14 protein-coding genes are annotated in these 14,740 nt (G+C 70.8%); 5 read left to right on the top strand and 9 right to left on the bottom strand.

Annotation, left to right across the window (positions count from 1 at the left end; genetic code table 11):
* Positions 1-109: 109 nt before the first annotated feature.
* Positions 110-946: an SAM-dependent methyltransferase gene (locus AC0T5L_RS13720; RefSeq protein ID WP_476165841.1), complete on the top strand. Its 837-nt coding sequence runs from the start codon at positions 110-112 to the stop codon at positions 944-946.
* Between the two features lie 46 nt (positions 947-992).
* Here AC0T5L_RS13720 and pcaDC read toward each other — a convergent pair whose 3' ends face one another.
* From pcaDC to AC0T5L_RS13685, 7 genes are all read right to left on the bottom strand, one after another.
* Positions 993-2,126 (bottom strand): bifunctional 3-oxoadipate enol-lactonase/4-carboxymuconolactone decarboxylase PcaDC, encoded by a 1,134-nt coding sequence (gene pcaDC, locus AC0T5L_RS13715; protein ID WP_476165840.1) that lies wholly within the window; start codon positions 2,124-2,126, stop codon positions 993-995.
* The gene (gene pcaB / locus AC0T5L_RS13710; protein WP_476165839.1) at positions 2,116-3,510 is read right to left on the bottom strand and encodes a 3-carboxy-cis,cis-muconate cycloisomerase; all 1,395 of its coding nucleotides are present in this window, start codon (positions 3,508-3,510) and stop codon (positions 2,116-2,118) included. Before pcaB ends, pcaDC begins: the two co-directional genes overlap by 11 nt.
* A gap of 180 nt (positions 3,511-3,690) precedes the next feature.
* Positions 3,691-4,254: a protocatechuate 3,4-dioxygenase subunit alpha gene (gene pcaG, locus AC0T5L_RS13705; protein WP_476165838.1), complete on the bottom strand. Its 564-nt coding sequence runs from the start codon at positions 4,252-4,254 to the stop codon at positions 3,691-3,693.
* Positions 4,251-5,015, bottom strand: a complete 765-nt coding sequence (pcaH, locus tag AC0T5L_RS13700) for a protocatechuate 3,4-dioxygenase subunit beta (protein WP_476165837.1) — start codon at positions 5,013-5,015, stop codon at positions 4,251-4,253. Before pcaH ends, pcaG begins: the two co-directional genes overlap by 4 nt.
* A gap of 218 nt (positions 5,016-5,233) precedes the next feature.
* On the bottom strand, positions 5,234-6,409 hold the full coding sequence (locus AC0T5L_RS13695) for a thiolase family protein (protein WP_476165836.1): 1,176 nt from the start codon (positions 6,407-6,409) through the stop codon (positions 5,234-5,236).
* Between the two features lie 101 nt (positions 6,410-6,510).
* Positions 6,511-7,266 carry a CoA-transferase subunit beta gene (locus tag AC0T5L_RS13690; RefSeq protein ID WP_476165835.1) on the bottom strand — a complete coding sequence of 252 codons (756 nt, stop codon included), beginning with the start codon at positions 7,264-7,266 and terminating at the stop codon, positions 6,511-6,513.
* Positions 7,263-8,093, bottom strand: coding sequence for a CoA transferase subunit A (locus AC0T5L_RS13685; protein ID WP_476165834.1), 831 nt, complete (start codon positions 8,091-8,093; stop codon positions 7,263-7,265). Before AC0T5L_RS13685 ends, AC0T5L_RS13690 begins: the two co-directional genes overlap by 4 nt.
* Before the next feature lie 175 nt (positions 8,094-8,268).
* Here AC0T5L_RS13685 and AC0T5L_RS13680 point away from each other — a divergent pair, with 175 nt between their 5' ends.
* The 3 genes from AC0T5L_RS13680 to AC0T5L_RS13670 all read left to right on the top strand — a co-directional run bounded on the left by AC0T5L_RS13680 (position 8,269) and on the right by AC0T5L_RS13670 (position 10,562).
* The gene (locus AC0T5L_RS13680; protein ID WP_476165833.1) at positions 8,269-9,072 is read left to right on the top strand and encodes an IclR family transcriptional regulator domain-containing protein; all 804 of its coding nucleotides are present in this window, start codon (positions 8,269-8,271) and stop codon (positions 9,070-9,072) included.
* 153 nt (positions 9,073-9,225) lie between these two features.
* A complete protein-coding gene (locus AC0T5L_RS13675; protein WP_476165832.1) occupies positions 9,226-10,107 on the top strand; it encodes an aldo/keto reductase in 882 nt (293 codons plus the stop codon).
* A 26-nt stretch (positions 10,108-10,133) separates the two neighbouring features.
* Positions 10,134-10,562 (top strand): hypothetical protein, encoded by a 429-nt coding sequence (locus AC0T5L_RS13670; RefSeq protein ID WP_476165831.1) that lies wholly within the window; start codon positions 10,134-10,136, stop codon positions 10,560-10,562.
* On the opposite strand, the gene AC0T5L_RS13665 is transcribed toward AC0T5L_RS13670, so the two are convergent.
* Positions 10,520-11,041 carry a GNAT family N-acetyltransferase gene (locus tag AC0T5L_RS13665; RefSeq protein WP_476165830.1) on the bottom strand — a complete coding sequence of 174 codons (522 nt, stop codon included), beginning with the start codon at positions 11,039-11,041 and terminating at the stop codon, positions 10,520-10,522. The two genes, AC0T5L_RS13670 and AC0T5L_RS13665, sit on opposite strands and share 43 nt — an antisense overlap.
* 386 nt (positions 11,042-11,427) lie before the next feature.
* On the opposite strand from AC0T5L_RS13665, the gene AC0T5L_RS13660 reads away from it, so the two are divergent.
* Positions 11,428-13,254: a glycoside hydrolase family 13 protein gene (locus tag AC0T5L_RS13660; RefSeq protein ID WP_476165829.1), complete on the top strand. Its 1,827-nt coding sequence runs from the start codon at positions 11,428-11,430 to the stop codon at positions 13,252-13,254.
* A 58-nt stretch (positions 13,255-13,312) separates the two neighbouring features.
* On the opposite strand, the gene AC0T5L_RS13655 is transcribed toward AC0T5L_RS13660, so the two are convergent.
* Complete coding sequence (locus AC0T5L_RS13655; RefSeq protein ID WP_476165828.1) at positions 13,313-14,074, bottom strand: thioesterase II family protein; 762 nt, start codon at positions 14,072-14,074, stop codon at positions 13,313-13,315.
* Between the last annotated feature and the right edge of the window lie 666 nt (positions 14,075-14,740).

Raw genomic sequence — 14,740 nt, 5'->3', positions numbered from 1 at the left:
GAATACGCACTTTGGACTTTGTTGCCAGAAACTCCGGTAAGAACGTGGAAACACGGTTACCATTCGGCCAGAGAACACTCCTCACCACTTCTTCGGATGGGTACCCTCTATGGCCGATCAGTTTCCTCCCGACATCGACATGGAAACCCCCAGCATCGCACGTATGTACGATTACCTGTTGGGGGGCAAGGACAACTTCGAGGCGGACCGCGAAGCCTGCGAGGCGCTCGCGAAGGGCATACCCGAACTGGTCTCCTTCGCCAACGACAACCGCGCCTACCTCTCACGTGCGGTCGAGTACGTCGCCGCCCAGGGGGTGGAGCAGTTCCTGGACCTGGGGGCCGGCCTGCCCACCGCCAACAACACCCACCACGCGGCCCAGCAGGCCAACCCCCGGGCCCGGGTCCTCTACGTCGACCACGATCCCATCGTGCTCGCGCACGGACGGGCGCTGATCAGCGACAGCGCCGAGACCGCCTTCCTGCTGGCCGACATCCGCGAGACCGACCACATCCTCGGCTCCCCCGAGACCAACAGGCTCATCGACACCGACATGCCCGTGTGCGTGATGCTGGTGTCGCTCCTGCACTGCCTGCCCGACGACAGCGACCCGTTCGGCATGGTGCGCTCGCTCATGGACCGACTGGCGCCGGGCTCCTGCGTCATCTTCTCCCACATCGTCTCCGACAATCCGGACTCCGCCGTCTGGATGACCGACAAGATCCTGTCCTTCGGCACCCGCTGGGGACGGGTGCGCAGCCCCGAGGAGGCCTCCGTGGTCTTCGAGGGGCTGGAGCTGGCCAGTCCCTGGACCGACGAGCGCGACGAGGGTCCCCGCACGGTGGACTGCGCCACCTGGCGGCTGCCCGGCACCGAGCCCCGGTTCCGGCCCGAGGACCCCGACGTGAAACTGTGGGAGCTGTCGGGGGTCGCGTTCAAGCGCTGACCTCCCGGTGCCCGACCGGGCGGACCCGGCCGGGCACCCAGGACCCTCAGGACTGCTCGGCGAAAACCTCCTGGGCGATGCCGAACGCCTTGTTCGCGGCGGGCACCCCGCAGTAGATCGCGGCTTGCAGGAACACCTCGCCGATCTCGTCCTGGCTCAGCCCGTTACGCAGCGCGGCGCGCACGTGCATGGCCAGTTCCGACCAGTGCCCGTGCGCGACCAGCGCGGTCAGCACCATGCAGCTGCGGGTGCGTCGGTCCAGGCCGGGACGGGTCCAGATCTCACCCCAGGCGTAGCGGGTGATGAGATCCTGGAAGGGCTCGGTGAAGGCGCTCTTGCGCGCCTCGGCCCGGTCCACGTGCTCATCTCCCAGCACGGCGCGGCGCATCCGCATCCCCGACGCGTGGCGGTCGGCGGACGCCAGGTGCTGGGTGAGCAGCGTGTTCACCTTCGCGCTCTGCTGCCAGGACAGCAGGTGCGCGGCCTCCTCCAGCACCACCAGGCGTGCGCCGGGGACTCTCTCGGCGATCAGTTCGGCGTTCCCGGCGGGCGGCGTGGCCGGGTCGTCGGCTCCGGCGATCACCAGTGTGGGCGCCGTGATCCGGTGCAGGTCCTCACGCAGGTCGTATGTCTCGATGGCCCCGCAGCAGCCCGCGTACCCCTCCGACTCGGTGGAGGCGATCTGCTCACGCAGCAGGGAGACCTCGTGGGGGTGGTCCTCGGTGAAGGCCGGGGTGAACCAGCGTTCCACCACCGAGTCCGCCACGGCACCGGTGCCCTTCGCGCGCACCAGGGCGGCGCGGTCCCGCCAGTTCTGGGCCGGACCCATGTACGGGGCGGTGGCCATCAGGACCAGGTGGTCGATGCGCTCGGGGTGGTGGACGGCGAGCCACTGGCCGACCATGCCTCCGATGGACAGCCCCGCGTAGTGGGCGCGCTCGATACCCAACCGGTCCATCAGAGCGATGACGTCGCCGCCCAGGTCGGCCATGGTGTAGGGGCCCTCCGGGACGGGCGAGTCACCGTGTCCGCGGTGGTCGAAGCGGATCACCCGGAAGACGGTCGAGAGCGCCTCGGTCTGCGGTTCCCACATCCGCGTGGTGGTGCCGAGGGAGCCGCCGAGCAGCAGTGGCGGCGCGTCGGCCGGTCCGCTCTCGATGTGGTGGAGGTCAACGCTCATGGGGTGCTTGTGCTCCTTCTTCGCTGTCGGTGTGTTCCGCGCGGCCGGTCCTACCCGTTCTCGCCCCGGTGACCCGATCGGCGAAGACCACGGCCGAGCCCAGATACCCCGCCGGGTCGAGCAGGGCACGGATCCCCTCAAGGGTGCGGACGCCGTTGAGGCGCTCGGTGAGAACCTCGGCCAGATCCCGTCCGGAGTCGACGGCCTCCCGGCATGCGCCGGTGACCAGGCGGTGGGCGTCCATACGGCCGAGCTCGGGGGCCAGGTCGGTGGTGACGCGCTCGGACAGGGCCAGGCCGCCGGTGGCGTCCAGGTTGGCCCGCATCCGTTCGGGATCAACTCGCAGCCGTGCCGCGCTGGTGCGCAGCCAGGCGACGGCGGCGCCGGTGCGGCGCAGCAGGTCGGTCAGGGGCAGCCATTCGGCGTGCCAGCCCCCGGCGGCCCGCTGGTGCTCCTGGATTTGGGCGGCGAACAGGTTCGCGACGAGTCCGGGTGCCTGGCGCGCACAGGCCAGGGCGCTGACGGCGGCGACGGGGTTGCGCTTGTGCGGCATGGTGGAGGAGCCGCCGACGCCGGGGCCGCCCTCCTCGACCAGTTCGCCGACCTCGGTCTGGGCCAGCAGCACGATGTCCTGGGCTGCGGTGCCGACCGCGCCGCAGATCCGGCCCAGGGCGGCGGCCAGCTCGGTGATCCGTCCGCGTTCGGTGTGCCAGGGCAGGACCGGGTCGACCAGGCGCAAGCGCGCGGCCAGGGCCGTGGCGACGGCGGGCCCGTCCTGTCCGAGGGAGGCCAGGGTGCCGACGGCGCCGCCGAACTGGACGGCCAGGCGGTGGCGCAGCACGTGGTCGAGCTGGTCGGCGGCCTCCGAGAGCCCGTTGGCCCACCCGGCGGCGACCGCGCCGAAGGTGGTGGGCAGGGCCTGCTGGAGCAGGGTGCGGCCGGGCATGGGGGTGATGCGATGGGCCTCGGCCAGATCACGCAGGTGGTCGGCGAGAGCGCGCAGGTCCGCCAGCAGGACACCGCCCGCGCGCTGGGCCAGCAGCATGGCTCCGGTGTCCATGACATCCTGGCTGGTGGCGCCCCGGTGCACGTGGCGAGCCGCCTCGGGGTCGGTCCCGCGCACCTGTGCGGTGAGCTCCTTGACCAGGGGGATGACCGGGTTGCCGCCGCCCGCCGCGGCCCGGCCCAGGTCGTCCGGGTCGTAGCGGTCGGCGGCGCAGGCGGCGGCGATGGAATCGGCCCGCTCCACTGGCAGGGCTCCGGTGTCGGCGAGGGCGCGCGCCAGGGCCGCCTCCGCGTCGAGCAGGGCCTGGAGCCAGGCGGTGTCGTCGGTGAGCGCGGCCACGGGGCCGTGGTCGAAGACACCGTCGAACAGGCCGGTCATTGGTTCCCTCCGGGTCGTGGGCTGTCGGGCTGGTGCTGTGAGCGGAAGGGTTCACCGACCTGGTCCTCGGGTGGACGGCCCCGTACCCGTCATCAGGTTCGGCGCCGACAGTGGCCGCGGGTACGGGACCACCTGGAGAGGGTTCCGCCCCTCACACCGGCGACGTTTACGGCCAGCACTCTAGACGTCGAAGAAGACGGTCTCGCCCTCGCCCTGGAGGCGGACGTCGAAGCGGTACCCGCCCCCTTCTCGGCGGGCGAGAAGGGTGGCGCGGGCCTGAGGGTCGTCGATGCTGTTCAGGACCGGGTCAGCGGCGTTCGCGGCCTCTTCCTCAGGAAAGTACAGGCGGGTGACGACCCGGTTCAGCATGCCGCGCGCGAACACCGACACGTCGATGTGCGGCGCCTGGTCGCCGAGCGGGCCCGGTACGGTGCCGGGCTTGAGGGTGAGGATCCCGTAGTCGCCGCTGGTGTCGGTGGGGCAGCGGCCGAAGGCGCGAAAGCCCGGGTAGCTCCTGGCCCCGCGCGGGTCGTCGGGGTGGTCGAAGCGGCCGTCGGGGTCGGCCTGCCAAGTCTCGATCACGGCGTCGGTGACGACCGCGCCCGCGCCGTCGTAGACGGTGCCGCGGATCCACACCGCGTCCGGTGTGCCCTCCGCGACGGCGTAGGGGCCGTCGGGCCAGGGCAGGCCGATGTGCAGGTAGGGGCCGACCGTCTGGGCCGGGGTGGTGGGGTACGTGCTCACTCGTCGTCCTCCAGAATCTCTTCCTCGGACTCGAACGGGGTCTGTTCGCGTCCGCGCAGCACGATGTCCCAGCGGTAGGCCAGCGCCCACTCGGGTTCGGTGGCGTCGTGGTCGTACCTGGCCAGCATGCGCTCGCGGGCCTCGGAGTCGGGCACCGAGTTCCACATGGGGTCCTGGAAGAACAACGGGTCGTCGGGGAAGTACATCTGGGTGACGAGCCGCTGGGTGAAGGCCTTCCCGAACAGGGAGAAGTGGATGTGCGCGGGCCGCCAGGCGTTCTGGTGGTTGCGCCAGGGATAGGCGCCCGGGCGGATGGTGACGAACCGGTAGCGCCCCTCCGCGTCGGTCATGGCGCGGCCGACCCCGGTGAAGTGGGGGTCGAGCGGGGCGGGCCAGTTGTCGCTGGCGTGGCGGTAGCGCCCGCCCGCGTTGGCCTGCCAGACCTCCACCAGGGTGTGGGGCACGGGCCGGCCGTCGCTGTCGCGGACCTGGCCGTGCACGATGATGCGCTGCCCCTGTGGCTCCTCCGCGTGCTGGCGTGTGAGGTCGTGGTCGAGCTCGCCGACCCGGTCCGCGCCCAGGACCGGCGAGGTGATCTCGGTGAGCATGTGCGGAAGCAGGGTGAGCGGTCGCTTGGGGTGGCGTAGGGCCGTGCTCTTGTAGGCGGGGTAGTCCAGCGACGGGTGGGTGTCGTGGTCGCGGACGTAGCCGGGCACGTACAGACCGGACTGTGTGCGTGCCGTGTCGGACGGGGTGGACATGGCGGTGTTCCTTCGTTCGTGCGGTACCGGCTCCCGGGGCCGCGAGGCGGTTCGGACGGTGGGGCCGGGCTCGTGCGGCCCCTGTCCGGGCAGCCGGGCCGGTCTCCGGTCGGGGAGGCGGGCGGTGTCGCCGCGGCTCCGCCTCCCCGGCGTCTTCGGTTCTGTTGTGTGGCGGCTCGTCCGCCGGACCTCGGTCCGGGCACCGCCGAACAGTCTGCTTAGGCCTCTAGGACGACGGCCAGGCCCTGGCCGACCCCGATGCACAGTGCGGCCAGGCCCCAGCCCCCGCCGCGCCGGCGCAGCTCGTGGGCGAGCGAACCGAGGATGCGTGCGCCGGAGGCGCCCAGCGGGTGGCCGATGGCGATGGCGCCGCCGTTGGGGTTGACGATGCCGGGGTCCAGACCCTCCCAGCTGCGGACGCAGGCCAGGGACTGGGCCGCGAAGGCCTCGTTGAGTTCGACAACGGACAGGTCGCCCCAACTGATTCCGGCGCGTTCGAGGGCGATCTCGGCCGCGCGGACGGGACCGATGCCGAACACGTCGGGGTCGACCCCGGCGGCACCGCGTCCGGCGATGCGGGCCACGGGTTCCAGCCCGACGGCCTCGGCGGCGGCGCGGTCGCCCATCAGCAGGGCGGCGGCGCCGTCGTTGAGGGGCGAGGCGTTCCCGGCGGTGATGGCGCCCTCGGCCCGGAAGGCGGGTTTGAGCCCGGCGAGCTTGTCGACGGAGGTCTCGCGGATGGACTCGTCGCGTTCCAGGTGCGCGTCGGGGACCTGGACGATCTCGTCGTCGAAGGCCCCCTTGGCCCAGGCCTCGGCCGCCTTGGCGTGGCTGGCCAGGGCGAAGGCGTCCTGGTCGGCCCGGGTGATCCCGTGCTGCTCGGCCAGTCCTTCGGTGCCCTCCCCCAGGGAGACGGTCCACCGCCCGGGCATGCGGGGGTTGACCATACGCCACCCCAGGGTGGTGGAGTGCAGGGCGGCGTCGGTGGCGGGGAAGCCCTTGACCGGTTTGGGCATGACCCAGGGGGCGCGGCTCATGGACTCCACTCCCCCGGCCACGGCCAGGGAGGCGTCGCCGACCTGGATGGCACGGCTGGTCTGGATGGCGGCCTCCAGACCGGAGCCGCAGAGCCTGTTGACGGTAACGCCGGGCACCGAGGTGGGCAGTCCCGCCAGCAGGGCGGCCATACGGGCGACGTTGCGGTTCTCCTCGCCCGCTCCGTTGGCGTTGCCGAGGGCGACCTCGTCGACGGCGGCGGGGTCCAAGCCGGGTGCGCGTTCGACGAGGGCACCGACGACGTGGGCGGCCAGGTCGTCGGGGCGGACTCCGGACAGGCCGCCGCCGTACTTGCCGAAGGGGGTGCGGACGGCGTCGAGGACGTAGACATCGGTCACCGTGGGCCTCCTGGGTGTGGTGCGGCCGGAGCGGGCCCGGCCGTGAACGGACTGGAACCTAACGCTGTTAGGAAACTGTAGGGCGCGGCCTCACCGCGCCCTCAGGAGCCCCCGGTCAGAGAGCGCACCACCGACAGCTCGGTGTCGGTGGGTTCGGGGGTGACGGTGAGGTCCCCAGCCACCGCGAGGTCCCAGCCGGTCGCCTCCCTGACCGCGCCCACCTCCACCCCCGGGTGCACGCCGGTCAGGAGGAGCTCGCGGGTGACGGGGTCGGGTTCGAGCACGCCGAGGTCGGTGATCACCCGCGTCGGACCGGCGCCGCGCAGGCCCATACGCTCGCGGTCGCCGGGGCCCGAGCCGTGGCCGACCGAGGTGACGAAGTCGACCCGGTCCACGAGGGCGCGACGGCTGTGCCGCATGATCACGGTGACCTCACGGCAGGAGGCGGCGATCTCGGGGGCGCCGCCCGCCCCGGGCAGGCGCACCTTGGGGTCGGCGTAGTCACCGATGACCGTGGTGTTGATGTTGGCGTACCGGTCGAGCTGGGCGGCGCCGAGGAAGCCCACGTCGATCCGCCCGGCCTGGAGCCAGTAGTTGAAGACCTCGGGGACCGAGACCACGGTGTCGGCGGCCTCGGCGAGGATCCCGTCGCCGATCGACAGCGGCAGATGGTCCGGAACGGTGCCCAAGGTGCCGGACTCGTAGATCATCCACAGCCCCGGCGCGTGCGTGCGGCGGGCCACGTTGGCGGCGGTACTGGGCAGCCCGATACCGACAAAACATGACATCTGGTCACGCAGTGAGCGGGCCGCGGTGACGGTCATGATCTCGTCGGAGGTCCAGGTCACGGTGGTCACAGGCCCCTCCCAGCGGACTCGGGGGTGGTGGAGGGGGCCATGAGCTCCTCCAGCCAGACGGTGAAGGCCTCACGGTCGCGGCCGATGGCGTCCCAGGCCCGGTAGGCCTCGTTGTCACGCTCGTAGTAGCCGTGGGCGTAGGAGGGCGCCGCGCCGCCGGGGGCGACGCTGACGCGGTTCACGACGCGCGCGGGCAGGATCACCTGGCCGGGTACTGGCTCCAGTGTGTCCACGACCTCCTCGACGGTGACCAGAGTGCGGTCGGCGGCCAGGACGGCCTCCTTCTGGATGCCGGTGATGCCCCACAGCTGCACGTTGCCGTCGCGGTCGGCGCGCTGGGCGTGCACGACGGTGACGTCGGGGTTGAGGGCGGGCACGGCGGCCAGCTCCTGCCCGCTGAAGGGGCAGGTGACGGTCCTGATGTTGGGGTTGTTGGCGACCAGGTCGGTGCCCGTGTAGCCCCGCAGGATGGCGAAGGGCAGGCCGGAGGCGCCCGCGACGTAGCGGTTGGCCATCCCGGCGTGGCTGTGCTCCTCGATCTCCAGGGGGACGGGCCAGGAGGAGGTGACGGCGTCGCGGAAGCGGTGCAGCGACCCGACCCCCGGGTTACCGCCCCAGGAGAAGACGAGCTTGCTGGCGCACCCGGCGCCGATGAGCTGGTCGTAGACGACATCGGGCGTCATGCGCACCAAGGTGAGGTCGCGCAGGCCCTGGCGGATGATCTCGTGCCCCGCCGCCACGGGGATGAGATGGGTGAACCCCTCCAGGGCGACGGTGTCGCCGTCGTGGACGAGTTCGCGTACCGCCTCGTCCAGGGGCACGATCATGGGGTACTCCCGTTCGGATAGCGAATGCATGTTCACACAGCGAACATCTTGGGTATGACGGTAGCGCCGATCTCAGACATGGTCAAGAACACCGCACACGTGACCGCTCCTGTGCGGTATGAGAACATTCCCAGGGGTTCTGGCACCTCCCCCGCACCCGAACCAGGAAGGCCGCATGCCCACCGAAGAAGAAACGGCCCGTGGCGCCCACTTCGTACAGTCCCTGGAGCGCGGCCTGACGGTCATTCGCGCCTTCTCCGCGGAACGGCGCTCCATGACGCTCAGCGAGGTCGCACGCGAGACCGACCTCACCCGCGCCGCCGCCCGCCGCTTCCTACTCACCCTGGTCGACCTGGGGTACGTGCGCACCGACGGCAGGATGTTCTCCCTTACCCCGAGCGTGCTGGAACTGGGATACGCCTACGTCGCCTCCGCCGGACTGCCGGAGGTGGCCCAGCCCCACCTGGAGGACCTCTCCACCCAGGTACACGAATCCGCCTCGGTGTCGGTACTGGAGGGCGATGACGTTCTCTACGTGGCGCGTGTGGCGACCTCTCGGATCATGGCGGTGGCCATCAGCGTGGGCACGCGCTTCCCCGCCTCGGCCACCTCGATGGGCCGCGTACTCCTGGCCGGGCGTGAGGACCGGGACATCGACGCCTACCTGGAACGGGTGGAACTCAAACCGCTGACCAGGTTCACCATCACCGACCCGGCCGAACTGCGCGCCGAGTTGGAGCGGGTGCGTGAACAGGGGTACGCCATCGTCGACCAGGAACTGGAGGAGGGACTGCGCTCCCTGGCCGCGCCCATACGGGACGGGGCCGGCAGGGTGATCGCGGCCGCGAACGTGTCCGCGCACGCCAACCGGTCCTCGATAGAGGACGTGCGCCGCGACCTGCTGCCCGCCCTGTTGGAGACCACCACACGCATCGAGGCCGACCTGGCCTCCGTGGCGCGCCGCGACGCGGGCGTGTAACCTCCGTGGCTCCTTGCGGGGCACCCGCGCCTCCTGAGATCCTGCCCGCAGCACCGCCGAGGACACGGACCCGCGCACGCGGGGACCGCACGGCACCCCTCCTCACCTGCAAGTTCTGAGCACACGGCCCCAGCGCCGTCCGGAAAGGACACCGTGACCGACCTACACTCCACACCACGCATCGCCGAGCTGTCGGGGACCTTCTCCCTCGGCGGCGACCTGCCGGTCCACCGCCTGGGCTTCGGGGCGATGCGCATCGTCGGCGAGGGAGTGTGGGGGCCTCCCCGCGACCGGGACGAGGCGCTGGCGGTACTGCGGCGCACGGTCGAGTTGGGCGTCACCTTCATCGACACCGCCGACTCCTACGGGCCCCAGATCAGCGAGCAGCTGATCCGGGAGGCGCTCTACCCCTACAACGACGACCTGGTCATCGGCACCAAGACGGGCCTCGCGCGCACCGGCCCGGCCCAGTGGCACAAGCTGGGCCGCCCCGAGTACCTCAAGCAGCAGGTGGAGCTGAGCCTGCGCAACCTGGGCCTGGAGCGGATCGACCTGCTCCAGCTGCACCGCATCGACCCCCTGGTGCCGTTGGCCGACCAGCTCGGCGCCTTGGTGGAGCTGCGCGAGGAGGGCAAGATCCGGCACATCGGACTGAGCGAGGTGACGGTGGACGAGCTCTCCGCCGCCCGCGCCATCACCCCGGTGGCGTCGGTGCAGAACCAGTACGCGCCCTCCTTCCGCCAGTCCGAGGACGTGCTGGAGCAGTGCGAGCGGGACGGGATCGCGTTCCTGCCGTGGGCACCGGTCGGACGCGGTGAGATGGCGGGCCCGGAGTCACCACTGGCCGCGATGGCCGCCGAGCACGAGGTCACTCCGGTACAGCTGTCCCTGGCGTGGCTGTTGCACCGCTCTCCGGTGATGCTGCCGATCCCGGGCACGTCCCGGGTGGCGCACCTGGAGGAGAACACGGCCGCCGCCGCGGTGCGCCTGTCGGAGGAGGAGACCGAGCGCATCAGTCAGTTCCTGGGCACCTGACCCGGACGTGCTCACTCTGGGTCCCGATGGACGAGAACCCGCTCTTCGACGTGGTCGACGTGCTGGCCGAGACCGCGGAGGAGGCCGGCCGCACGGTCGCACAGGCCGCGATCAACCGGCTGCGGCGGCCCACCGCCACCACGGTGATCGTCGGCGCGCGCGACGAAGCGCAGCCGCGTGAGAACCTGGGCGCGGTCGGACGGGAGCCGACCACCGAACGGGTGGAGGCTGGACGCGGTGAGCCACGGGGAAGCGCTCTACCCTCACCTTCCCCACCACTGGCAGGAGGGGTTCGCCCGGGCCGACCCGCCGCTGTTCCCGGCCGGCTGAGCCACGGGCTCCGGCGCACGGGGGCCGTCCGGACGTGCGCGGCCGCGCACGGACCACGTGCACGGGTACGCGGGCGGCCCGGTCAGCTCGGACGCAGGCGAAAGACCTGTAGAGGCATGTCGTAGTACTTCTCGGTCTCGCCGACCCACTCCATGCCCAGCTTTCGCGCCACGGCCATCGCCCGCTCGTTTTCGGGGCGTGCGACCGCGAAGACCTCCTCGATCCCCTGTTTGAACGCCCAGTCGATGATGGCCTGGCTCGCCTCGGTGGCGTACCCCTGGCCCCACACGTTCGGGCGCAGCGCCCAGGTCAGTTCGAAGTCCTCCTCAAAGGGTGGGAGCAGCTTCAGCGACAGCCCTCCCACCAGCTCTCCGTCCTCCTTGCGGACGATGGCCCAACGGCCCGCGGGAGGCATGAGGTTGGGTCCCGCCTCGATCCAGGCATGCAGCACCGAACGCATCGCGTCGGTGTCGTTCACCGGACGCCACTCCGGCGTCAGCCAGTGCGCGACCTCGTCGGCCCCGTAGATCTTCAGGGCCGCCTCGGCGTCGTCCAGCTGCCACTCCCGGATAACGAGTCGGTCGGTTGGCAACTCAAGGCTCATCCCTCCACGGTAACCCCGGACAAATCGCCTGGACAGGGGGGAGGGTAAACAGTCTGAACCTCCTACGGAACAGGCGCTTCAGCCCCGTCCGTACGACACACGAACACATACGTCACCACCCCTTTACACCACGTGCTCGGATCACCAAGGTATGCGTTGTGCTTGGGAGCGCTCCCAAAACCCTGTTCGTGAAGGACCGCCGCGATGATTCGCGGGTTCACGTCCAAACGGACTGCTCCCCGCAGCGGGGCCCAAGAGCCGGGCTGGTGGAAGAGGATTCGCGGCGCTCGACTCCCGTTGCGATACTGGCCAGCCTGGACCGGGCCCCGCCGCGTGGGCGGCGGGGCCCGGTATGCGTCCGGACCATCAGCCCGAGGAGCCGTTCCGTGAAGTTCGTCCACGATCCCCACCATGACGGATCACCCGACCATGTCAGCGTCGAGGACGGACGGGCGAGGCTGCGCGTGCGCGTGCCCGGGGGCGCGGAAGCGGTGTACGCCCGGGTGGTGGAGGACGGTGAAGCCGTCATGTCCGGGGCCGAGCCGGTGCGGACCGCGGCCGGTGCGGACTGGTTCGAGGTGGCCGTGCCGCTGCGCCCGGTGGTGACCAACTACCGGTTCGCGATCGTGCGCGGGACCCGGTACACGTGGCTCAACCAGGAGGGCGCCCACGAACACGAGGTGACCGACGCCGCGGACTTCCGCCTGGTCAACGGCCCGCAACCGCCTTCGTGGGTTCCGGGTACAAACGTCTACCAAGTCTTCCCGGACCGCTTCGCCCGTGACGACGACTCCGTCCACGCCCCGAACGAGCACCCCGACTGGGCTCTGCCCCGCTCCTGGGACGACAAGCCCACCAGTTTCGGCAGGACCGTGTCCCGCGAGTACTTCGGCGGCACGCTGGACGGGGTGCGCCGCCACCTGGACCACCTGGCCGAGCTGGGGGTGGGGGTGGTCTACCTGACCCCGGTCTTTCCCGCGCGGTCCAACCACCGCTACGACGCGGCCACGTTCTCAGAGGTGGACCCGCTGTTGGGCGGTGACCGCGCCCTGCGGGAACTGACTCGGGAGGCGCACGAGCGCGGCGTGCGGGTGATGGGCGACCTGACCACCAACCACACCGGGCGCACCCACGAGTGGTTCGTGACCGCCCAGAAGGACCCCGGGTCCGACGAGGCCGGGTTCTACCTCTTCACCGACCATCCGGACGACTACGTGAGCTGGATGGGCGTGTCCAGTCTGCCCAAGCTGGACTACTCCTCCGCCGAGCTGCGGCGCAGGGTCTACGGCTCCGACGACTCGGTGCTCGTGGGCTGGCTGAGGGGGCCGGATCCCCTGGACGGTTGGCGCATCGACGTGGCCAACATGACCGGGCGCAACGGCGCGCAGGACCTGAACCGGGAGGTGTCGGGGGAGATCGCCGCGCGGATGCGCGAGGTGGACGCCGAGCGCGGTGGCGACGGCTCGTGGCTGCTGGCCGAGCACTTCCACGACGCGGGGCCGGACACCCACCACGACGGGTGGCACGGGGTGATGAACTACGCGGGGTTCACCCGGCCGGTGTGGAGCTGGCTGAACACCGCGCCCGAGGGGGTGCGGTACATGCGCACGGACTCGCCCCTGCCCCAGAACGGGGCCGAGCAGGCGGTACGAGCGATACGCGCGACCAACGCCGGGCTGCCGTGGCGGGTGCTGACGCACAGTGTGAACGCACTGAGCACGCACGACTCGGCCAGATTCCGGACCGTGGTGGGCGGCGCCGAGCGCCATGAGGTCGGTGCGGCGGCACAGGTGACGCTGCCCGGTGTGCCGTTCGTGTTCGCCGGTGACGAGATCGGCATGGAGGGCGTGGACGGGGAGAACGCCCGCAGGCCCATGCCCTGGCACAGGCCCGAGACGTGGGATCGAAGGACGCTGGACGCCCACACCCGGCTGCTGGCCCTGCGCGCGGAGCTGTCCGCGCTCCAGACCGGGGGGCTGCGCTGGCTGGACGCGGGCCCGCACCACATGACGTTCATCCGGATGCTCGACGGCCAGGTGGTACTGGTGCACCTGGCCGACGGCCCCCACGAGCCGCTGTCCGTGGCATGCGCCGACCTCGACGTCTCGGCCATGGAGGTGCGGACGCGTGGCGGCCGGGCCCGCGCGTGGACGGGTGAGGCGGTGGAGCTGGGCGCGGACGGGCCCGGATACGTCATCGCGCTCGGGAGCTGAGCAGCCCGCGAGGCCCCGCGCCTGGGACACGACGGAGCTGTGTACCGGGCCGGGCCGTCTAAGAACCGCTGGCGAGGGCGGCGTGGACGTCCTTGGTGATCCGGGTGGCCACGTCGCCGGTCCGGCCGACGAAGTAGAAGTGCTCTCCCGGCAACAGGTGCCGCTCCACGGGGCCCTCGGCGTGGTCGTCCCAGGCTGCGAGACGCTCCGGCGGGAAACCGGGGTCGCCCTCTCCGCCGAAGACCGACAGCGGTACCCGCAACGGCGAGGCCTGCGGGGCTGGACGCCAGGTGTCGACCAGTTCCAGGTCGGCGCGGATCAGCGGCTCCACGGTGCGCCACTGCTCGGGATCGGCAAGGGAACTGGCGGAGGTCCCGCCCATGCGGGCGATGCCCTCACGCAGGGGTTCCGAGGACAGCAGGTGGCGGGGCTCGTCCCGCTCGGGTCCCGGGGCCGGGCTCCACGCCGACACCCCGAGCCAGGCGGGCTGGGCGGGGCCTTCGGCGGCCAGCCGGTTGACCAGTTCGTAGGCCAGGAGGGCGCCCATGCTGTGGCCGAAGAACCCGAAGGGGCGGCCGTCCAGCTCGGGGATGAGGCTTTCCCGCAGGTGGCGGGCCAGCGCGCGGGCGTCGCGGAAGGGTTCGTCCTTCGCCGAACGGCCGCGTCCGGGTGCCTCCACCAGGCACACCTCCCAGTCCGCAGGGAAGTGGCGTACCCATGGGCGGTAACCAAGGGAGGACCCACCCGCGTGGTGCAGCAGGAAAAGCCGAAAGCGGGCGTGGGGTACGGGTCGGGGCCGGATGAGGACGCCCTCGTGCACTGCTCTCTTCCTCGCTGTCCGTATCCGGGTACGGCCGTACGGCCATCAGAACACGGCAAACCTACCAGTCAGTAGTACTGGCGGGTAACAAGAGTGTCCGCCTCTCGGCCCGTGCCGCCACCCCCGGCAGGGCCAGCATGCGCTCGCAGGAAAAGGCTCGTCAAACCCAGCTCGGCAGCGCACTCGGCTCGGAGGTGCTTCCCGTCGCCCTGATCGGCCTCGCGCGGTGTCGCGGGTGCCTGACCCAGCCAGGCACCCGTAGAGCTGGCAACGGCGCCCCGCCCCACACTCCACCAACCCCCTGGGACAGAGGCCACCGCCGCATACTCCCCCAATCCCTGCGTCGAAGCACCGCCGCCAGCTCCACGGGGGTCTGTTCACTCATCTCGGAAGACCGACCGCAGTACTATGAAGCCTTCACCCGTTCGCTGGGTGTGATCGAACCTTTCCGAACAGCACGAACGTCAATACTCACCAAGAATGAAACAACCTCGGCGCGTTCGAGAGCGGACATTTCTGCTTCGCTCGGATCATTTCGGCCACATGGGAATAAATACCAGGTCGATCACATTGAAGTGTTCAGGCAGGGTGTAAACTGGGTGCGGGTTTTTTGTGCATGAGCGGCTTTGGAGTGTGGGTGTGACGATGTGGACGGTACTGGGTATT

It is taken from the genome of Nocardiopsis sp. TRM 82005 (assembly GCF_056312425.1).
Note: the sequence above shows the minus strand (reverse complement) of the source record. Positions and strands in the feature narration are given on the sequence as shown.